Raw genomic sequence first — 22,403 nt, forward strand, 5'->3', positions numbered from 1 at the left:
TTGAAGGACGCTACCGCCCTACCGTGTACAAGACAGTATCAGCAGGAGCTTAAATTAAAGGGTTGGGATAAGGTTTGTTGTTATAGGAATTGCTCAGAGCCAACAGCACTGCGAATTGTCCAGAAAACTTAAGTTAATAGCAAGCTAGGCTTCCAGCTGATGGACTGATAAGTCTAATTAAAACATCAATGCATGAGCGCCTTATGTCATAATATAAATTGATGTTTAGTGTTTGATAGATCCTTTATGCTTTATGTGCATCATAGTAATCGGTTAGAGACCTTAGCTCAAAGCTTAGCTCAGCAAGTGATGACCTCGACTGCAGACCCGTTTGAGCCGCGCTGGGTGGTTGTGCAAAATGCAGGAATGGGGCGTTGGTTATCTATGCAAGTGGCGCAACTGACAGGGGTTGCGGCTCATTTTAACTATCTGTTTCCAGCAGAGTTGACTTGGGAGTTATTACGGCGGGTTTTAACCATTGCTGAGCATAATCCTTGCTCCATTGAGGTGTTGCGTTGGCGTTTATTACAAGAATTTTTGCAAAGGTCAGAGCAGCATCAAGTTGCTTTAGGACATTATTTACAAACTGGTCAAGATGATAGCGCTTGGCAATTAGCTCAGCAGCTGGCGGGGGTGTTTGATGGCTATCTGTTCTTTCGGCCGGATTGGGTACGTACTTGGGAGAGCCAAGCATCTCCTAACCATTGGCAAGAAAAACTCTGGCAGTTGGTGATTGGTGAACCAAAATTAGCGCATTGGGTGAATTTACAGTCTCAGTTTATAACTCAACTGGCCGATTGCCCGACTGAGCAATTACCTAACCCGATCATTTTCTTTTCTATTCCCGCTTTATCGCCCGCATATATTGAATTAATCGCTAAAGTCGCTGAGCGGGTGGATATTCATTTTTTTATAATGAATCCTTCTTTACATTATTGGGGTGATCTTGAATCCCAGAAGCGGCGGATGCGTTATCAGCCGATTGAGCAGAATTATGTGAGTGTTGGTAATCCACTTTTGGCTTCTTGGGGTGTTCAGGGGCGGGATTTTATTGAAATTTTGCGTAATTCCGAACCCTATCCGCAAGAGTTGGAAAATTTCTTTGAGCCTAGCGCCAATAGTTTGCTGCATATCATACAGAACGATATTTTGCATTTAGAGGCGAGTTCAGCAGTTACAGTCTCTAATCAAGGCTTAGATCAAGATTTCGAGCAGGATCGGTCGATCTGTTTGCATGCTTGTCACTCACCCTTGCGTGAGGTGGAGGTGCTCTATGATCAGCTATTAGCTATCTTAGAGCGACATCCTGATTTAACAGCAGCTGAAGTGGTGGTGATGTCACCCGATATTAATGCTTATGCCCCCTTTATTGAGGCGGTCTTTAGCAGTTCGGTGGTTGCTTTGCCCTTCAGTATTGCCGATCAACGTTTTTCTCAAGCCATGAATATTAGTCATGCTTGTGCGCAGTTGCTAGAGTTGCCACAAGGCCGATTTGAAGCCGAAAGTATTTTTACCCTGCTCGAATATGCCGAAATTCGCCAGCATTTTGGCCTTGATGAAGCCCAAGTACAGCAGTGCCGCGAGTGGGTAAGAGCCGTGAATATTCGTTGGGGCGTCGATGCTGAGTTTCGGCAGCAATTCGCTCGCCAAACAACGTTTGAACATACTTGGCGCTATGGTTTAGATCGACTCTTGCTCGGTTTTGCTTTGCCTGGCGAGCAGTTATTAGGTGGGGTTTTGCCTTATAATGAACTTGAAGGCAGTCAAACTTTGGTTTTAGAGCGATTTCAACAATGCTTAGAGGTGTTGTTTTCTACCGCTCAATGGGCCAGCCAACGCGCTAGTTTAGCTGACTGGGGGGCGCGTTTTAGTCGAATTGTTGAGCAACTTTTCCCGCGTGAAGCCGAAACCCAGACTGTTTATCGAGGTATCGACAAGGTTTTGACCAGTGCTCAGCTCGCCGGCTTTACTGAGCCAGTGGCTTGGTCGGTATTTAAATCAGCTTTACGCCGAGAGTTAGAGCAAACCAGTCAAGAGTCAGGGTTTTTGGGGCAGGGAATTACTTTTTGTAATTTAATGCCGATGCGCAGTGTTCCCTTTCGAGTGGTTGCTTTATTGGGGATGCAGGATGGTGGTTTTCCGCGCCAAGACAATCGCTTGAGTTTTGATCTATTAGCCGCTGATAAGCGGCGCAAAGGTGATCGCTCAAGGCGTGAAGAGGATCGGTATCTTTTTTTAGAAAGCTTACTCTCAGCGCGTGACTATTTTTATATCAGCTATCTAGGACAAAGTATTCAAGATAATAGTGAAATCATGCCCTCGGTCTTGGTCAGTGAGTTATTGGACTATCTGGAAAAACGCTTTGGCTTATGTGCTGAGACGCTGATTACACGGCATCCTTTGCAAGCATTTAGCCCCCGCTATTTTCAAGCTAATCCGGTACTCTTTACCTATGCAAAAGATTATCTTAGTTTGCAAGCTGCCGCCGTTGAGAAACGGCCTAGTGCTTGTTTTTGGGATCAACCTCAATTACCCGCCCCCGCTGAGTCATTACGCCAAGTCAGTTTAAATGAGTTGATCCAGTTCTATCGCCAACCAGCACGAGTGTTTTTGCAACGCCAGTTTGATTTGCGTCTTACAGAGAGCTTGGATGAATTAGCTGAGCGCGAACCTTTTGCCTTAGAGGCTTTTACGGATAGTAAAATTGGTGAGCAGGCTGTGCAGCATTTGCAACGGGGTGATGAGGCTTGGCAGGTAGAAGCACGCCTTAGAGCACAGGGGTTGTTGCCACATGGCAAGCCCGGTGAGTTGCTTGTTGAGCAACAGCTGGAGCAGGTAAAAGCCCTGTTGACTAAGCTACCTAAGCCCACTGAACAGTATACCCTTGATTTAAACCTCAGTCTGGGTGAGTTTAGTTTACACGGGCAAATTCCTAAGGTGAATGCAGAGGGAATTCAGCTCTATCATTTTGGATATTTGGGTGTATGGCAGTGGGTGAGTATCTGGTTGCAGCATTTAGCCTTGAATCTTTGCCAACGTCCGGTAGGTGGGTCAGCCGTGACGCAGCTATATACTGTAGATAAAACTTGGCGGCTTCCTGAAATCACCGAGGCCACTGCCGAGCTGGAGTTATTAGTAGAAGGTTATTGGTTAGGTCTACAACAGCCCTTACCATTTTTTCCTAAGTCAGCTTGGCAAATGGCTGCTAAGGGTGCAGCGACTGATGAGGTCGTATTGCGTGCCGGACAGGAGGAGTGGATAGGTAATAGTTATCATGTCGGTGAGTCCACTAAGCCAGAATATCGTTTGCTGTATCGTGGACGCTCTCCTTTTGACGAGCAACCAGCAGCCTGTATTGAATGGGCGCAGCGAGTCTTTGGTCGGCTAATCGCTAGCCGCCAAGAGCACTAAGTTAAGCGAGAGTACTCTAAGCCATCACGCTTTGGGCAAGTTTGCGAGCCGTTGAAAAGTCGGTTTTACCACTGCCCAATTTAGGTACGGCCTCCACAGCGTAGATTTCGGCGGGAAGCATTAATGGATTCATGCCACTGTCAAGCAACTGTCGGCGGACGAGTTTTGGATCATGTTCACCGCCAAGTAGCAGCACGACTTTTTCGCCTTTTTTCTCATCAGGAAAATTCACAGCGACTAAATCTAATTCGGGTTCTTTGAGTGCCTGACGGATGGTCTGCTCCACAGCAGTAAGGCTGATCATTTCCCCGCCTAATTTAGCAAACCGTGAATAGCGGTCGACGATCGTCAAAAAGCCATCCTCATCTAAATGGCCCTTGTCGCCGGATTTATACCAGCGCTGCCCAGCAATTTCGATCACGACTTCAGCGGTTTTTTCTGGGTTTTTCAGATAACCTTTCATCACTTGCGGGCCGCCAATGAGGATCAGCCCATCCGTGCCGGTCGGTAATTGCTCCAAGCTTGCAGGGTCAACAATACGGAAGCTAGTGCCGGGTAAGGGCATGCCAACCGTGCCATCTCGGCTACCAGGTTGAACGCGCCAGCTGTTTGAGTCGAGTTTATCCGGTACATTCACGCTCGCCACGGGTGAGGTTTCGGTGGTGCCATAGCCTTCTAAAATGGTTTTATTAAAGCGCTGACTGAATAGCTGGCGGACTTCAGGGGGAAGCTTTTCCGCACCTGCCACTACATAGCGTAAGGATTCAAACATCAGTGGGTGCACTTTTTGATTGCGCGCATATAAGCGTAAAAAGGTTGCTGTGCCAAATAAAACGGTGGCTTCATAGCGTGCAATGCCTTTAGCGATATTCACAGCATCGGTCGGGTCTGGATGACAGACCAGTGGGATGCCTTCTGATAAGGGCATCAAGGTACTCGCTAATAACCCAAAAGCATGAAAGGCGGGTAAAGTCCCCATGAGGACATCATCTTCACGGGTATTCAGCATATCGGCAATTTGCCGCGCATTGATGGCTAAATTCCGATGCGATAATTCTACGCCTTTTGGTGCACCTTCACTGCCGCTCGAAAAGAGAATAGCTGCCGTGGCATCCCGATTAACGGGTTGCAGATAGAGTGCTTGTAGCAAGCGAGTTGGTAAGAGCACGACGGCTGTCATCGTCATGAGCAGCTGCAGTTTAGTCATCCCTGCCTTTAAATCTTCCATATAAATCAGCTGCAAATTCGGTAGAGTTGCCTCTATCTCAATACCTCGTTCTAATAATTTTTTTAGGAAGAGTCTGGAGGTATAGACCGTTTTGAGTTCGGCTTGCTCGGCTGCACTCCTTAATGCCTCGGCACTGGCAGTATAGTTCAAGTTAACCACGGTTTTGCCGAGTGTGAGTACAGCCATATTCGCAATCGCGCTGCCACTACTGGTCGGTAGAAGTAGGCCAATATTTTGCTCATGGCTACGCTGGCGAATGATATTGGCAAACCTGAATACGGCAGTCATTAAGCGATTATTACTTAAAGGTTCACCCAAGACATCCGTTGCCCCCATCCGAAAGCTTAAGCGCTTAGCTGAGCGTACCCAACTGTCAGGAATGGGGTCAATTAAAGAAGAATAAGCTTCCCATGAGGTAAAAGACAGGTCAAAAATATGCTGTTTTAATGCATACGCGGGTGTACTACTGGGCAGTGCTTGGCCAAAGGAGACAATAATGTCACGCTTCAACCCTGATTGACGGGTTTCACGTAAAAAACCACTAGAGCGCGAGAAGCGGCTACCCCATAAGCCATGTAAATAAAACGGGATAATAGTCGCATCTGTGCCTTGGGCAGCTTTTTCATAGCCGCGCTTAAATTCAGACAGCTGCCCAGTACGGCTAATCGCGCCTTCTGGAAAGAGGCAGATCATTTCACCTTTTTGTAAAAGACGTGCAATTTCGGCAATGGATTCAGTGCTTGAACCGCTTGCAATCGGGATGACCCCAAATAAATCTAACATGCCTTTCAGATACCAACGTTCGTAATAGCCGCGTTCCATCACAAAACGGACTTGGCGTGGGCAAGCCATTTGGACTAAGGCCCAGTCAATCCAACTAATATGATTGCCCAGTAAGAGTACCCCTCCTCGCGTGGGTAGGTTTTCAAAGCCAATCACTTTTAAACGATAAGCTGCATGGAAAAAGCGACTAGCAACGAAACGCAATAAAGACTGAGGTAATTGGTAGACCGTATACATTGCGCCTGCAATCACCACTAAGCTCAATACGGTAAATAAATATTTGCTGCCAATGCCAGACCAAGCTAAACCTAAGGTAGCGAGCAGGAAGAGCAACATCACCGTGGTGCTGACGAGGTTGTAAGCTGCCAATGCTCGGCCTAAATGTTGGCTGGGCGAGTGATATTGCATCAAGGCACTCAGCGGAACCATAAAGAATCCACCCATGATGCCAAGGAAGAGGAAATTAGCAGCTTGCAGCCAAGGATTTTCAAACCAAGTAATCAAGGCCACACTCAGCATCACCCCCAGCGCACCGACAGGGATTAAGCCGGTTTCAATATGGGTACGGGATAAACGCCCTGCCCACAGTGAACCTAAGACAATACCGATCCCCGCACAAGCCATCAGCGCTTGCACTAAAGCGACATTAGTTAGGCCTAAATACTCTTTGCTATAAGCAGGGTAGGTGGCCAAGATGACTTGTGCCACCGCCCAGAATACGGATAAACCGACAATCGACAGCCAAATCAGTTGGTGGTTTTTCACCCATTTAAAGGTAGCTAGTCCCGTTTTGCCACGCAAATGATCTTGCCAAATATATTTCATCTCTGGATCAGTCTCGCGGGTCAGCGGGAGTTGGTAGGCACACCAAATTTCAAAACCCGTGACCAGGACTAATAACCAACCTAAAGGCGCAATAAATTGAAGAATTTCTTGAGGGCTAGTGAGAGTTTGCTGATCAGGTAGACGTAATTCAAAGAGAATAGAGAAACATAAAGTACCCAGCATAATCGCAATGGTTACAGTTGATTGGGCAAATGCATTGCCTTGAGGTAATTGCTTATCACCGAGCAGTTCTCGGATATAACCCATCTTGGCGGGTGAGTAGAAAGCACTCCGAATCGCTAATAAAAAGGTTAGGCCAAAACTAAACCAAAACCAACCAAAGTAATAACTGACCGTAATGAGCAAGACAATTGCTAAGCCTGCCCAAGCGCTATAACGCATCACCTTCACTTTTGGGTATTTATCAGCTAGGAAGCCAGTAGGGGTGAAGAGCAAAATAAACGGCAATAAAATCAAAGCATTGACCAAGGTCGATAAAATGACTTGCTCTTGCCCATCATAGAGTTTGAATACCGTATTTTGAATCAGGATTTTATGGCCTAAATCGACAAAGGCATTCAAAAATGCCATCGTGATAAAGACAAAAAAACCACGGGTGCGCAATACCTCCCACATGGGGTCGTCCTCCAAAATTAGCGAGCTATTTTATCAACCTGCACACCATACGATGTTTTGAGTGCTTGCACCAATCGAATGAGTGGAGTAGCTAATAATGATACAGTGAGTCTTGTTTAATGAGTCTTATTTTTTGTGTAATGGTGCGTGATCGACCCGCCAATTGAGGCGCTACCAAAACCTGACACCTTGTTGTTGTAACTCCTGTTGAATCAAACTCACGGATAAAGCCCGCAGATTGACTTGATGCTTTAAAGACAAAGCCGCTGCAATCCCAGCACCTTGCCCCATCACTGCACAACATGCCATGTTCCGCGTTGCTGCATGCGCTACCTTATCCCCGCCCGTCGAGCGTCCGGCAATTAACAGGTTATCGACTTTGCTAGGTAACAGATTGCGGTAAGGAATTTGAAAATAACGCCCCGTGGTCGGGAGTATTAAAATTCCATAGCCGTCAATAAATTCAGGGAAGATGCCAATCGCATCCTCGAAACGTCCTTGCTCACGCACATCTTGTTCAGTCATGTGGTAAATCGTATTGACTTTGCGCGTATCACGGATGCCTAAAGTCATCCCGAAATTGCGTAACCGTGCTTGTTCACAGCCGGGCATAAAGTGCCGTAAGGCTTCAATAGCCAGCATGGTTTGCCGACGGCCTTCCATTTCAAAAAAAGTCAGATCATCAGGATCAGTGCCATCACAGTTCGCTAAATGCACCAGATTCATATAAGTCAGCTCACCGGAATCATGTGCTGCTCCCCACGTCCCACCAATCGTACTTAAATGTGCAGGGATAATGCCGGCTTTCATGGCTTGCTCAAAGGGCTTACGCAAGAAGGGTGAATACATCGCGTCTTCCTTACCCGAGGTTTCAATTTTCCACTCCCCGCCCGACCAGTCACGATAGGTTTGTGGATCGGCTTTGACTGCCGCCATAAAGCGCTTTTTATCCACCCCAGACATATGAAACATCACTGAAGCGGCTTGCATTTCTTCTTTGGGAGTCAAACGGGTCGGGACACCGGCTAAATGCGCGACATCCGCATCACCGCTGGCATCAATCACCCGCTGGGCGAGGATAGCCTCCCGGCCTGCTTTGGATTCGGTAATCACACCAACGATACGCTCACCCTTCATAATCGGTGCTACAAAAAGGCGATGCAGCATGGGGTGAATGCCTGCTTCTTGTACCAGTTGATCCGCAACGACTTTGAAACCTTCTGCATCAATTTCGTAGGAGTCCGATTGAGATTCAGGCACTGCCGCCCCCATCGCATACGCACGCAACTCCAGTTCGCGGCCAATGCCATTGGCCTCAACCGTAGCAGCATGGCGATACCAAGCCATACCCTCGACCCCTACGGTGGTGATATTGCCACCAAAACAGCCGAAGCGTTCTAGCAAAGTCACTGCTACACCTGTACGCGCCGCCGCGAGAGCCGCTGCCAAGCCTGCAGGCCCTGAGCCTATGACGAGTACCTCAGTTTGATGAATAATCTCAAGCTGGCGAGCAGGTTCAGTAATTGTTCTTGGTAATTGTTCCAAGTGGGTTGACTCTCATAAACTTCTTAGCTGCGCGATTCTCTTTGAGCAATTAGCTGTTTCATCCAATCGGGGTTCATCTGTGGCACCGAAGCGAGCAGTTTTTCGGTGTACTCAGGATAGGGCGGCGAAAAAATCTTGTCCTTGCTACCTTGCTCAACAATTTTGCCTTTTAACATGACCACCACTTCATCCGAAATCGCTTTTACGGTGGCAAGGTCATGGGTAATAAACATATAAGCCAAGTTTAATTCGCGCTGTAAGCGATCTAATAAGCGTAGAATACCTTCGGCGACTAATTGATCTAAAGCTGAAGTCACTTCATCACAAATAATACATTGTGGTTCGGCAGCTAAAGCGCGAGCAATACAGATTCGCTGCTTTTGCCCACCGGATAATTCACTTGGGAAACGGTCAATAAACTGATCAGGATTAAGTTCAATCATTGCTAACAATTCGCGGGTTCGTGTTTCGACTTGTTGGCTATCCATGCCTAAATAAAAGCTGAGGGGGCGACCAATAATCTCCCGAACCCGTTGGCGTGGATTAATCGCTGTATCCGCCATTTGATAAATCATCTGTACTTGTCGGAGCTGGTCTTTACTGCGCTGGCGATAATCTGGTGGTAGCGCTTGACCTTGAAAGAGCACTTGGCCTAAACGGGGTGGTAATAGCCCGGTGATAACTCGCGCCGTGGTACTTTTACCGCTACCGGATTCACCGACCACGGAGACGGTTTGCCCCCGCTGCAAGTCAAAACTAATCTCATGCAAAATATCCAAGACACCATAAGCGGCAGTTACATTTTGTACACTGATGATTGGCTGAGTGGCCTGCTGTTGAGTCTTTAAAACAGAGGTTTTACGGAAGGAGCGTACAGCCCATAGGGACTTAGTATAGGCCTGTTTGGGGTTAGCCAGCATCACGCGAGTAGGGGCTTCTTCCACTAATTCACCATAGCGTAGCACCATAATCCGATCAGCCATTTGTGCGACTACCGCTAGGTCATGCGTGATATAAATCGCAGCAGTATTAAATTGTTCGACAATATCTTTCATGGTCATCAGCACTTCGATTTGTGTGGTGACATCCAAAGCCGTGGTAGGCTCGTCGAAAATGATTAAATCGGGGCGGCAAGACATCGCCATCGCCGTCATCGCCCGTTGCAGTTGCCCACCCGAGACTTGATGAGGATAACGAAAGCCAATCTGTTCAGGCTCAGGCAGCTGCAATTTACTGTATAAATCTTTGGCATCCGCATAAGCCTCCGCTTTGCTGCTTTTATGATGTTGCACCGGAATTTCAGCAAACTGATCAATCAGCTTATGGGCTGGATTAAACGAGGCTGCGGCACTTTGCGCAACATAAGCAATACGGACTCCGCGCAAAGCTTGCTTTTTCTCTTCACTCGCGGTGAGCATATCAATGCCATCGAAGGTAATCCTGCCACCTGAAAAACGGCAACCCGGCTTCACATAGCCCATCGCAGCAATGCCCAGCGTGGATTTGCCAGCGCCAGATTCACCGATTAAACCTAAGACTTCACCGCGATGCAGGGTGAGATCAATGCCTTTAATGATTTCGTGCCATTGATCATCGCGTCGACCATCAATCCGTAGGTCGCGCATTTCTAACAAGACCTCATGATCATCATTGGCTGCTGGAGTATTATTGGCCATCTTTTAATCCACTGGTTTTGTGTAAGAACCAATCTACAATGAAATTCACACCAATAGTGAGTAAGGCAATCGCCCCGGCGGGTAGCAAGGGGGTTATATCGCCATAGGAAATCAGTGTGGCATTATCGCGTACCATACTGCCCCAATCGGCTGTCGGTGGTTGAATCCCCAAGCCTAAAAAGCTTAAAGCCGCAATCGTCAGAAAGACAAAGCAAAAGCGTAAGCCAAACTCAGCCACTAAAGGTGGCATAATATTGGGCAAAACTTCGCGCAGGGTGATCCAGCCTAAACCTTCACCGCGTAAACGAGCAGCCTCTACATAATCCATGACCACTACATTCAGACTGACTGCCCGCGCTAAGCGAAACACCCGAGTTGAATCGAGTACCGCAATAATAATAATCAGCACTGGAATCGAAGTACCGAAAATGGTCAACAGCAATAAAGAGAAAATCAGGGAAGGAATCGCCATCAAGACATCGACAAACCGACTCATGAGTTGATCAGCCCAGCCCCCTAAAATAGCCGCTAAGATTCCTGTCATGCCACCGATCAAAAAGGCGAGTAAGGTGGTGATCAAGGCAATACCTATCGTATTACGTGCACCATAGAGCAAACGGGTGAGCATATCACGGCCTAAGTTATCCGTACCGAGTGGGTATTTATCACCCCAAAGTTCAAATGGGCCACCCACGATTTCAGATTCGCCATAAGGGGTTAACCAAGGTGCAAAGAGCGCTACAAAAATATAACTAAGCACAATCAGCATGCCAAGTTTGGCACTCAGTGGGGATTTCCATAATTCGCGTAGGGCGCGCTTAAACTTACTCGGGCGTGCTGCTGGGGGCGGTTCGGTGAATGGCTCTAGTTGAGAGTCAGAGGATGAGTGGGTAGTCATTTTGGATGCAATAACCTTGGGTTAGTGGCAATAGAAAGAATATCGGCGGTTAAATTCAAGAGCACATAAGTTGCAGCAAAGATAATGCTACACGCTTGCACCACGGGAATATCTCGCTTCTGTACAGAGTCAACAATCAGCTGACCCAAGCCGGGATAAACGAAGACCACTTCGACAATCACCACCCCTACAATTAAATAGGCTAAGTTCAAAGCCACCACATTCACAATCGGTGCCCACGCATTCGGCAAGGCATGATGGATAATAATGTGGGAGCGACTTAAACCTTTAAACTGAGCCATTTCGATATAAGGGCTAGCCATGAGATTAATAATGGCTGCCCGCGTCATGCGCATCATGTGAGCCATCACCACCAGTGTAAGCGTGAGTGCAGGTAGAAAGACTTTGTGCAGACGTTCTAATAACGGTGTGTCAGGGCTAACATCGGAGAGGCTCGGAAACCAACCTAATTGCACCGAAAAGACCAGAATCAAAATATAAGCGACAAAAAACTCTGGAAATGAAATCGAAGCTAAAGTCAGTACATTAATGCTGCGATCAAACCAACTATTCCGATATAAAGCGGCTAAGATCCCTAAGATTAAAGATAAGGGAACTGCAATCACCGCAGCCACTAAAGCGAGAAAAAAAGTATTCGCTAGCCGTACTCCGATTAACTCAGAAATCTCTCGGCCATTCGCTAAGGATTTACCAAAGTCACCCTGAGCAATATTGGCTAACCAATGGAAATAACGAGTCGGTGCTGATTGCTCTAAACCTAACTCTTTGCGACAAGCTGCTAGGGTGGATTCGGTTGCAGATTGGCCTTGGAGTGCTTGGCAAAGATCGCCGGGTAAGAGTTCAACACCCAAAAAGATAATCAAGGAGACAGCAAATAAAACTAAAACCCCTAAACCGAGGCGCTCGAGAATTAAACGTATAATAGACAACATAGGCTAGGGCTCCCTATCAAAGCACCTGCTCTGGATTTCTCCCTCTAAATCAGAGGGAGAGGCGAACTCACTGTGGTTAAAAGCTAGACTTAAGCGGTTTTCCACCAGCGTAAGACTGCACGTTGACCGTCAAGATCCCAGTCATTTGCGATCACTTCCGGTGTACCCACTTTGTCGGTGACTGCACCAATATAATTATTGAAAATAGGGATAATCGTGCCACCATCCTCACTGAGGAGCATCTGCATTTCGGCATACATTGTCGCCCGTTTGGCTTCGTCCAATTCAGCCCGTGCGGCTAATAATAGCTGATTGAATTTTTCATTTTTCCAAACCGTATCATTCCATTCTGCATCGGCTGCATAGGCTGTAGAGAAAGCCCAGTCTTCGGTAGGGCGACCACCCCAATAGCAGAAGCAGAAAGGTTTCTTCATCCAGACATTCGACCAGTAACCATCACTAGGCTCACGAATGATTTCGACCTCAATCCCTGCTTTAGCGGCATGCTCTTTATAAAGCACAGCGGCATCAACCGCCCCCGCGAAGGCTGCATCTGAGGTACTTAATTGCACTTTCAAACCTTCTGCGCCCGCTTTTTTCAGGTGGAATTTAGCTTTTTCAGGATCATAAGCACGTTGGGGGAGATCTTTAGCGAGATAACGATTTGCCCGTCCAATCGGATGATCATTACCCACATAACCGTGACCACGCAAGACCGTTTCCAGCATTGCATTACGATCCACCGCGTATTTGAGGGCTAAGCGTACATCAGCACTTTTGTAAGGATCAGTATCACAACGCATCGGCATCGAGTAATGCGCGTTACCACTGGTTTCAATTACACGCACGTTTTTATTCCGGGCTAACAAATGCAGGGTTTTTACATCCATCCGGTCAGCGGCATCAATTTCACCCGTGGTCAGCGCATTCACCCGTGCGGTAACATCAGCAATCGTGATAAATTCGGCAGAATCTAAATGTACAGTGCCTGCATTCCAATGGTTGGCAAATTTCTCTACCGATGTTTTCACGCCCGGTTCAAAATTCTTCAGTTTGTAGTAGCCGCAGCCTATACCGGATTTAGCATCAATCTTGCCCTCAGCATTGGCAGGCATGACCGCTAAATGGTAATCACTAAGTTGATAGGGTAAATCTGCATTGCCTTCTTTCAAAGTGATCAGTAGGGTATGATCACCATCGGCTTGCAGATCGCTAAAGGCATCGACGATAACTTTTGCCCCAGATTTACTGTCGGCCCCGCCGTGATGTTTAAACGAAGCAATCACATCGTTGGCAGTCATTTTCTGACCATTATGGAACTCAACGCCTTGGCGGAGTTTAAATACCCATTTCTTAGCGCCTTCGCTGGCCTCCCAAGTTTCGGCAAGCTCGGAACCAAGCTGACCATTGGCTGCAACTTGCGTCAAATAATTGTGGATGGTTTTGCCTACCGACTGCATGCAGTTGTTTTCGTAGGTGGCAGGATCGAGGGAGTCAGTGGTAGAACCATGCCCTGTACCGATTTTGAGGTGTCCCCCTTTTTTAGGTTCTGAGGCAGCATAGGCGGGTTTGCCGAATAGAACTGAAGGGGCAGCGGCACTGAGACCGAATAGAGCAGCTGCTTTTAGGAAGTCGCGTCGCGATAGTCGACCTGCTCTTAAATCAAGGTCGAGCTGTTTTAAATCAGTCATACACATCTCCTCCACTAACTGTGTGATGGTAGTTATTGACCCTTCACTAGCGAATAAAGGGATCAATCACGATGGCACTTAGAAAAATAGCGATTAGCAATATTTTCAAGCACTTTAAACTCTCCTATAAATGACTGTAACAGTGTCATTTATGAATTGAAAGTAGAGGCCTATCACAACTTATGTCTACTAGAATTTCAGCAGAAGGCTATACGCATTTGCTTAATACAGAATATTGGGCGTTTATTAACTTAATTAACCACTTTTTTCCTGAAGATTTTGCGGCTCGACCGGTGGATGAGCAACGGCAGGCTTATCATTTAATGTTGGCTAGTCTGGCTGTCCCTTATCCGACCAATCTGAGCAGTCATGATCAGTACTTAAGCACTGATAGGGGCTTAATACCGATTCGTTCCTATCAAATGCTTGCTAAGCAGGCAAGAGCGCAGCTTATTTATTTTCACGGTGGTGGTTTTGTCTTGGGTGGGCTAGAGAGCCATGATGGGATTTGTGCGGATTTGTGTGCAGCAACGGGCTGGCCGCTGACTGCAGTTGAATATCGCTTAGCCCCCGAGCATTTATTTCCGGCTGCCCTTGAGGATGCGATGGCGGCCTATCAAGCACTTGCGGAGCAAACGAATTTGCCTTTAATCCTGATAGGCGATAGTGCAGGGGCTTGTTTAGCTGCTCATGTTGCCCATCAGCGACGTGGACAGGCCAAAGCACCGCTGGCACAAGTTTTAATTTATCCGGTATTAGGTTCGGATTTGAGTTTAGACAGTTATGAGCGCTATGCCCTAGCCCCCTTACTCAGTACCGCCAGCCTGACAAGTTATTGGCAAAGCTGGTTAGGTTCTAAACAGATCCCGCCACAATTAGCTGGCATTCCACTCGCCGATGCCGATTTTAGCGGCTTACCTACAACCCTTGTGTTTAGTGCAGAGTTTGATCCTTTAGTCGATGAAGCGCGGGTATATTGTGAAAAAATTCAAGCCGCCGGTGGTAAAGCAACTTGGTATCACGAGCAAGGTTTAACGCATGGTTATTTGCATGCACGCCACCAGCTGGCAGCTGCCAAAGCAAGTTTTGTACGGATACACACCGCGTTAAAGGCTTTAGTCGCTTAAGGCTTGGGATAGCGGTTATTCGCCTCCAGTACATTTAAGTCGAGGTGATTACGCATATAACGTTGGGTTGCATCCTGCTGTGGTTGGTAGTCCCAAGATTTAAATTTACCCTTGCGATTCGCCGCATCCACTAGGTGACGGCAAGCTTGGCTATGCAGCACGGCTTGCTGAAAACTGGCTAAATCCCAACGGCTTTGCAATTGCTGCTGGAAACTCTGCAAAACCTCTGTATACGCTGGATCCTTCGCTAAGTTATTCAGCTCATGCGGGTCAGCTTGGAGATCAAATAACTGCAGGGGATCAGCTTCGCAATAGTTAAATTTGAACCTGCCTTGGCGAATCATCACCATCGGTGCTACCGAGCCTTCTGCACAATATTCGGCATAGACGACCCGATCCGCTTGCTCTTGGCCTTGGGCTAAACTCACCAAACTCACACCATCAATCGGGCAGGCGACTTGCTTTGGGTCAACACCCGCCAATTCCATTAAACTGGGCAGAATATCTTGAGCCGCCACGGGCGTTGATACGCTGCGACTGCTAAATTGCTGAGGTGCGTGCCATACCAGCGGAATGCGCATTGCATATTCGTAGAAACACATTTTGTACCATAAGCCGCGCTCACCGAGCATATCACCGTGGTCGGCACAAAACAGAATCACGGTATTATCCGCAAAATCACAATCACCCAGCACTTGTAGCAATTCACCGATTTTATCGTCTAAATAGCTAATATTGGCGTAGTAAGCACGGCGGGCGCGGTAGATTTGCTCTTCGGTGATAGAGTAGTTTGTGTAATTGACCGCATCGTAGAGACGCTGAGAGTGCTGATCCTGCTCAGGATAAGGCATAGACGGCACCCTAGGCATCGGGATTTCAGTATTTTCATACAAATCCCAATATTTTTGGCGTGCTACATAAGGGTCATGGGGATGGGTAAAGCTTACGGTTAAGCAGAAAGGGCGTGGATCAAGGCGGCGAGCATATTGATACAACTTTAAGCGGGCGAAATAAGCGACTTCATCATCAAATTCCAATTGATTACTGATTTCTGCTATGCCAGCTTCAGTGACCGAGTGCAGATTGTGATACCACCAATCAATACGAGTGAGTGGGTCACGCCAATCGGGTGTCCAGCCAAAATCAGCCGGATAAATATCTGTTGTTAAGCGCTCTTCAAAGCCATGTAATTGATCAGGGCCAACGAAATGCATCTTGCCACTTAAAGCCGTTTGATAGCCATTTAAGCGTAAGTAGTGTGCGAAACTAGGGGTGCTCGCCGGAAATTCAGCGGCATTATCATAAATTCCCGAGCGTGAAGGTAATTGTCCGGTCATAAAACTGCCCCGGGCAGGCGTGCATAAAGGGCTAGCACAATAGGCGTTTTCAAATTTAACGCCCTGCTTAATTAAGCCTTTGAGATGCGGAGCATGCAGGTATTGGAGCATAGATTCATCGAGCAGACAGCCGGTCATTTGATCGACCATTAGAATGAGAAAATTCGGTTGAGTCATGGTGCGCGCTTACTGTAGTGGTAATATGGCCTAGCCTAGCTGAGTGTTAGTTATTTTGCAGTAGCGAGTTGTGCTATCGGTTTGAGTGGTACTAGACAAATAGACTTTATGGTCGTTGATCAAGTGGATCTAGCGCTATAAGCAGGACGGTGTGTTCCACGCCCTGCATTGTGGTACGGTATTTTGTGGTTATTGTTATTGTGTTATCGAACCCATCCAAGCAAACAACTCTGCTAGATCGTAATCACCAGAGTGTGGCCTTTCCCAACCCAGCTCAAAGTTCATATTTACAACCAGACCGGTATTCATGAGTTTGGTATAAAGATTGACAGGGACTGTAAAGGCGGTATCCCGATCTTTGGTACCGTGACGGATATACCAATTCTTTGCCAGCGTTGCGCTATTCTTGCCAATAAAGTTCATCGGATTCATCAGGTAAACCCGGTCTTTTATGTTCTGGGGTACAGTAGATCCCGGACTCAATCGGTTGGCGACGTAATCGGTAAAGACATTGATATTGGTATTACTGCTACCAAACAGGTTATTTTCAAAAGAACCACCCGGACGCATAGGCGCTGGATCACTCGGGTTACCCAACCAGTCGAACGCAGGTGGGTTTTTGATCGGTGACCAGCGCCCCACATAGGAAAGGTAGGCATTAAAATTAACGGCTGTTGCCTTGCCATCTTTGACTGTTAGCCATGTCTTGTCGGCAAGATTTGCGCCTTTGTTTAATTGCTCCTGTGCGGATGCGAGCAAAAAGGAGGTGATGTAATTCTGCATATTAGCCGTCGTGAGCGGTTGATTGTTATCCACTCGTCGCAAGGCCAGACCATTCAGATACCCTGAATACAGAGCCATCAACTCACCCGAAATCTCCATCTGGGTATCATCGAATCCATATACGGACGCACCCGTGCTATCCGTATCAATGTTGACTCGGTTATACAGCCACTCATAAGCACTGTCAGCATTTTCTAGATCAACAATGGGACAAAATGCCGCAGCAGCAAAGATATTATCCTTGGCATCGGCTGCACCAATTTCCTTCAGATAAGGCTCAAACAGCGGGTCATTCCCAGAGCTGCCGAGCAGCGATGACATAGCCCCCCCAGCACTGGTTCCATTAGAAATGATTTTTTCAGCACTGCCAGGTATAACCTCATCATTATGACGCAGGTAACGCACGGCTGCTTTCAGGTCAACAATGCCTGCTGGTGCTTTACCAGTATATACACCATTAACTTCGGCAGTATTACCCCGTGCGCCAGCGGAGGCGACAATATAACCTTTGGACAGCGCCACCGCTGCCGAGGTGGTGCGGTCTGTTTCGTCACTGATTGTGAACGCTGTCGTGGTGAAAGTTAATGGTTTTGCCGGACGATAACCACCGACTAGGTTGGGGAAGAAAATGGGCGCGGTCTGGTTGTCTACTAGAGTGGTTGGCACATAAATATTCATGTACTGGTAGTTGAGATCAGTCGGTTTATCAACATAGACAATATTCGTATAGGCGCGGTAAGAGACAGAGCTGCCATCCACCGTGATGGTATTGAGAACGTAAGCGTCTTTGTTAAATGCTAGGGTATCGACTGTAGTAACAGTATCATTATCGTCGCAGCTACTTAGTAGTGCACAGGCAACACAGATTGCCAGTAAGCGTAATTTCATTAGGTATGACTCCTTCGATGGGTTTATAGGTCATGCAGTTAACTGGGCAGTCCCTTACCCATCAACCTGCAAGAGCACGACTAGGCCTACTAGTAATTTGTTGCCTGAGTGATCATATTTACTTGTAGCAACAGCATAATGACGGTAATAAAGGGAAACAATAGATGGTTTGTGAACAAACTGTTTCCTTTTGAGAACAATGGAGAGGTATGAGGCCTGAACGAAGTGTCAATTTATGTTGAGCGAGCATCTAGTGGGTAGTATGGACTGACAGTTATTTTGCAGTAGTGAGTTTTGCTATGCTGTATAGATGGCTGATACTGAACTTCGCAAAATTATTCACATCGACATGGACTGCTTTTATGCGGCCATTGAAGCGCGTGATAATCCCACGCTGCGCGGCAAAGCTATCGCAGTCGGAGGTTCGCCCGATGCGCGAGGTGTGGTCGCAACCTGTTCGTATGAAGCCCGTCGGTTTGGTGTACATTCTGCGATGCCAATGAAAACTGCCTTGCGTTTATGCCCGGAGCTGATTCGTGTGCCACCTCGCCGGGCGGTGTATCAGGCGGTTTCTGAGCAAATCCAGAGTATCTTCACTGCTTATACTGAGTTGATCGAGCCTTTATCTTTAGATGAGGCTTATTTAGATGTCAGCCATGCTCGCCAGTATCAAGGTAGTGCTACGCTGATCGCTAAAGAAATTCGTTCCCGTATTTGGCAGGAGCAGCGACTGACCGCTTCTGCAGGCATTGCTCCGAATAAGTTCTTAGCTAAAGTAGCCAGTGATTGGCATAAGCCCAACGGTCAATTTGTGATTCGTCCTCAAGCCATCGCTGAGTTTATGCTGAGTTTGCCGGTGAAGAAAATTCCGGGTGTGGGTCGGGTGACTGCCGAACGAATGGCTGAGCTAGGAATTCAAACCTGTGCCGATTTGCAAGCCTGGTCGTTAGCTAAGCTGGGTACCGAGTTTGGGCGTTTTGGTAGCCGTTTGTATGAATTAGCGCGTGGAATCGATCAGCGGCCCGTGAGTGTCGATAACAGTTATAAATCTATTAGTGTAGAAGATACTTTTGCCACCGACTTACTCGATTTAGCCGCTTGCTATGCTGAATTACCAGCTTTGTTTCATGCTTTAGAACAGCGCTTAGCCAAAGCACAAGCCAGCCAGCGGTTAGTGCCGAAAAGCTTAGTGGTGAAATTACGCTTTCATGATTTTGTACTAACAACTGCACAAACGAGTACCCAGGTGGTGGCGCAGCCTTTATTTTTGCCCTTGATTAAACAAGCGTGGGATCGGCGACAAGTCCCCGTTCGTTTATTGGGAGTTGGGGTGCATTTTGCTGAGCCTTGGCAGCCGGAACAGTTGAGTTTGGGGCTAAAACTCTTTTGAAAGCCTGATACTAAGTTCCATCCCCGATAATCTCCATAAGGAAAAAGATAGGCCAGTCACTGTTAGCGATTGGTATTCTGCAAATAGGCGGTCGATGGGAGTCAATAAAAGGCAGCTTAGAACCTGCAAACGTTCTCTGCTAAGCTTGCGCCCTTTAATCTCAATCTAATCTAAAAATGATGCGTGGTTTTCAGGATTGTACGGCGCTTTTATTTGATGGTAGCGATGCGCAAGCACAGAGTCGTTTATATACCCAAGCTGAGCATCTATGGTGGGTGCAGGGGGATGAATTAGACGCAGTTGAGCGCTTGCACACAGCCCTCAATGCAATCGACGCTGTAAGAGCAGGCCAAGGCCATGTGGTGGTTGCTGTGGCTTTCGAGGCAGCAGCAGCCTTTACTGTGGCCAAAGGTTTGAGTTTAAATCATCAAGTTAGTACGACTCCGTGGCTGCAAGCTTTAGCTTTTCCGCCGCCTCAAATCTTAAATCGTGAGCAGGCCTTGACTTGGTTGCACGCTCAAGGGCAAGGAGTCACCCATCATTTGACTCCAGCACAGGCGGCTATAGAACAAACTCAATTTTTTGAACATCTTGAAAAGATTCGTGAGCTGCTTGCTGCGGGTGATGCTTATCAAGTGAATTACACCTTTCCTCTTTGCAGCGAACTCATAGCAAGTACGCCAAGCGATGCAGCCTTAGCTAGGGTTTATTATCAACTGGCGCGTGACTTAAATATTGCTTATGGTGCTTTTTTGACGCTACCACAAACTAGCATACTGTCGTTTTCACCCGAATTATGGGTGGAAATGACTGCCAATCAAATGATTTGTCGCCCCATGAAAGGCACCGCCGCCGTAGCAGAGCATGAAGCAGAAACGCAACATCTTGCAGCTCAGTTAGCCAGTGATACAAAAAACCGTGCAGAAAATCTAATGATTGTCGATTTAATGCGTAATGATTTGTCACGTTTGCCGGAAGTGCAACAGGTGTCTGTGCCGAGTTTGTTTGAGGTTAAACCCTATGGCAGGGTGCTACAAATGACCAGCACCGTGCAAGCAAACTTAAGTCAGCAACCGAGTTTACTCAATATCTTCAATGCTTTATTTCCCTGTGGTTCAATTACAGGCGCACCCAAACGGCGTAGTCTGCAAATTATTGATGCACTTGAACCCTCTGCGCGTGGCACTTATTGCGGCACGGTGGGGTTTATTGAGCCACTGGCCGATCAGCAGCTTCATCTAGTCTTGAATGTGCCGATTCGTACCCTACAAACCACGGCGCAACCGCAAATGGATGCGGTCGGGTTTGCACACTGGCCTTTGCAACTGTCAGTCGGGGCAGGGATTACCTATGAGTCAAACGCTCTTGCAGAATGGGACGAGTGTTTACTCAAAGCGCGTTTTTTTACCGAACACACTCAAGCGTTTGAGTTGATCGAAACTCTGCGTCTTGAGGGCAAGACCATAGCCTTATTTGAGCAGCATGTGGCGCGCTTGCAAAAAAGTGCCACAGCCTTGGGTTGGCCGATACCGACCTCGGCAGCTGTGCAAACCTGCATGGATGCCGTGGTAAAGCAGAGCCAGTTTGAGTTAATTCGCTTGCGTCTTACGCTGAATGCACAAGGGCAATTGGCTGCAACCAGCACTGCATTAGAGCCAGTGCAGCAACCGGTGAAGATTGCGCTGTATTCCACTCCAGTCACTTCGACTGATCCATTCTTACAATACAAAACGACGGCTCGGGCGCTATACAACAAGGCGCTCGCTGAGGCTAAAGCGGCGGGTTTATTTGACTACCTATTCTGTAATGAAAAAGGGGAATTAACCGAAGGCTCGCGCAGTAATGTATTTATTTTGCTGGATGATCAATGGTATACGCCGCCCTTGAGTAGCGGTTTACTTGCGGGCGTGCAGCGCGCCATATTGCTGGACGAACTCAAAGCGCAGGCACGAGTTTTATCTCAGGACGATTTAGCACAAGCCCAGCAAATCATCGTCTGCAATGCGTTGTATGGTGCTTTGCAAGCGCGCTATCTTAAGCAGTGTGATTAATACCTTGTTTAAAGCGGTGGCGATAATGGGCAGGGCTGAATTGATAAGTATCTCGGAAGCAGCGTGACAGTACTGCTAGCGAACTAAAGCCCGTGCGCAAAGCGATTTCTTGAATAGACAACCCCGTGTCAGTAACCAAACGGCGCGCATTGTGTAACCGTAAATGCAGATAATATTGGGCTGGAGTCGCATTGAGTTGCTCCCGAAATAAGTATTCAAGCATGCGCACTGATAAGGCCAGCTCTTGAGCGATTTGGCGAATACTGAGCGGGTCTTCTAGGTGCTCAGCCATCAGCCGAATGGCTTTGGCAACTCGAGGTTCTTGCGTTTCTAATAGCCCTAAACACACTAAGGATTGAGCATCATGACGGGTGTGTATCGGGTCATAGATAAAAATACTTGCCACCTCCAGTGCCAGTTGTTGCCCATAGCGGCAGCGAATCAGATGCAGCATAAAGTCAAAGCTCGGTGAAGCGCCACCGGAAGTAAAGGTCGGTGCATCAATCACAAACCGATCGGGCTTGACTTGAATCGAAGGATGCTTAAGAGCGAAATCCTCTAAATCCTCCCAATGAGTGGTGGCTTGGTGGCCATCTAGCAAACCTAAACGGGCTAAAGCCCAGCTGCCTGATTCGATTCCCCCGATCCAGTGAAAGCGGGGAATAATGTTTTTTAGTTGGCGTAATAAAGCTTTATCAAAATGCTGCTCATGATGGAAGCCCGCTAAGATAATCAAAATATCGCCTTGCAATTGTGGATTGAAGGCCACATCCGGTTGAATGCTTAGGCCACAGGTTAACTGCACGGCTTGATCGTGCGGGGTGATGATTTGCCAATCAAACAGTTTGCTTTGTGCCATCCGATTCGCTCCGCGCATCACATCTAGTACGGAAGCTAAAGACATCAGCGATGAATCAGCAGCGAGGAGCAGAGTGATTTTTAACGGGGCATTTGAGCGGGTAAATAAGTCCATTGCGCTTTTTGCTAAATGAATTGCGAATAAA

13 protein-coding genes are annotated in these 22,403 nt (G+C 47.4%); 4 read left to right on the top strand and 9 right to left on the bottom strand.

Going from position 1 to position 22,403, the window contains the following annotated elements; all coding sequences use genetic code 11:
• Window positions 1-246 precede the first annotated feature (246 nt).
• Window positions 247-3,411: an exodeoxyribonuclease V subunit gamma gene (gene recC, locus B5D50_RS15220; protein ID WP_078923513.1), complete on the top strand. Its 3,165-nt coding sequence runs from the start codon at window positions 247-249 to the stop codon at window positions 3,409-3,411.
• Between the two features lie 16 nt (window positions 3,412-3,427).
• Here the strand turns inward: recC and B5D50_RS15225 are convergent, their stop codons facing one another.
• The 6 genes from B5D50_RS15225 to B5D50_RS15250 form a co-directional block, all read right to left on the bottom strand.
• A complete protein-coding gene (locus tag B5D50_RS15225; protein WP_078923514.1) occupies window positions 3,428-6,883 on the bottom strand; it encodes an acyl-[ACP]--phospholipid O-acyltransferase in 3,456 nt (1,151 codons plus the stop codon).
• Window positions 6,884-7,054: 171 nt separating this feature from the next.
• Window positions 7,055-8,428, bottom strand: a complete 1,374-nt coding sequence (locus tag B5D50_RS15230; RefSeq protein ID WP_078923515.1) for an FAD-dependent oxidoreductase — start codon at window positions 8,426-8,428, stop codon at window positions 7,055-7,057.
• Window positions 8,429-8,451: 23 nt separating this feature from the next.
• On the bottom strand, window positions 8,452-10,104 hold the full coding sequence (locus B5D50_RS15235; protein WP_078923516.1) for an ABC transporter ATP-binding protein: 1,653 nt from the start codon (window positions 10,102-10,104) through the stop codon (window positions 8,452-8,454).
• Window positions 10,094-11,002, bottom strand: a complete 909-nt coding sequence (locus B5D50_RS15240; RefSeq protein WP_078923517.1) for an ABC transporter permease — start codon at window positions 11,000-11,002, stop codon at window positions 10,094-10,096. Before B5D50_RS15240 ends, B5D50_RS15235 begins: the two co-directional genes overlap by 11 nt.
• Window positions 10,999-11,955 carry an ABC transporter permease gene (locus B5D50_RS15245; protein WP_078923518.1) on the bottom strand — a complete coding sequence of 319 codons (957 nt, stop codon included), beginning with the start codon at window positions 11,953-11,955 and terminating at the stop codon, window positions 10,999-11,001. Before B5D50_RS15245 ends, B5D50_RS15240 begins: the two co-directional genes overlap by 4 nt.
• 89 nt (window positions 11,956-12,044) lie before the next feature.
• Entirely contained in the window at window positions 12,045-13,646 is a 1,602-nt protein-coding gene (locus B5D50_RS15250; RefSeq protein ID WP_078923519.1) for an ABC transporter substrate-binding protein, read from the bottom strand.
• 182 nt (window positions 13,647-13,828) lie between these two features.
• Here B5D50_RS15250 and B5D50_RS15255 point away from each other — a divergent pair, with 182 nt between their 5' ends.
• Entirely contained in the window at window positions 13,829-14,773 is a 945-nt protein-coding gene (locus B5D50_RS15255) for an alpha/beta hydrolase (protein ID WP_078923520.1), read from the top strand.
• Here B5D50_RS15255 and betC read toward each other — a convergent pair.
• On the bottom strand, window positions 14,770-16,287 hold the full coding sequence (betC, locus tag B5D50_RS15260; RefSeq protein ID WP_078923521.1) for a choline-sulfatase: 1,518 nt from the start codon (window positions 16,285-16,287) through the stop codon (window positions 14,770-14,772). The two genes, B5D50_RS15255 and betC, sit on opposite strands and share 4 nt — an antisense overlap.
• Before the next feature lie 195 nt (window positions 16,288-16,482).
• The gene (locus B5D50_RS15265) at window positions 16,483-17,958 is read right to left on the bottom strand and encodes a subtype B tannase (protein ID WP_078923522.1); all 1,476 of its coding nucleotides are present in this window, start codon (window positions 17,956-17,958) and stop codon (window positions 16,483-16,485) included.
• 310 nt (window positions 17,959-18,268) lie between these two features.
• Between B5D50_RS15265 and dinB the strand changes: the two genes are divergently transcribed.
• Together dinB and B5D50_RS15275 are read left to right on the top strand one after the other, a co-directional pair.
• Entirely contained in the window at window positions 18,269-19,348 is a 1,080-nt protein-coding gene (gene dinB, locus B5D50_RS15270; protein WP_078923523.1) for a DNA polymerase IV, read from the top strand.
• A gap of 176 nt (window positions 19,349-19,524) precedes the next feature.
• Window positions 19,525-21,399 carry a chorismate-binding protein gene (locus B5D50_RS15275; protein WP_078923524.1) on the top strand — a complete coding sequence of 625 codons (1,875 nt, stop codon included), beginning with the start codon at window positions 19,525-19,527 and terminating at the stop codon, window positions 21,397-21,399.
• Here the strand turns inward: B5D50_RS15275 and B5D50_RS15280 are convergent.
• On the bottom strand, window positions 21,383-22,372 hold the full coding sequence (locus B5D50_RS15280; protein ID WP_078923525.1) for a GlxA family transcriptional regulator: 990 nt from the start codon (window positions 22,370-22,372) through the stop codon (window positions 21,383-21,385). The genes B5D50_RS15275 and B5D50_RS15280 overlap by 17 nt on opposite strands.
• Window positions 22,373-22,403: the final 31 nt, after the last annotated feature.

It is taken from the genome of Thiothrix eikelboomii, assembly GCF_900167255.1.
Taxonomy (GTDB): Bacteria; Pseudomonadota; Gammaproteobacteria; order Thiotrichales; family Thiotrichaceae; genus Thiolinea; species Thiolinea eikelboomii.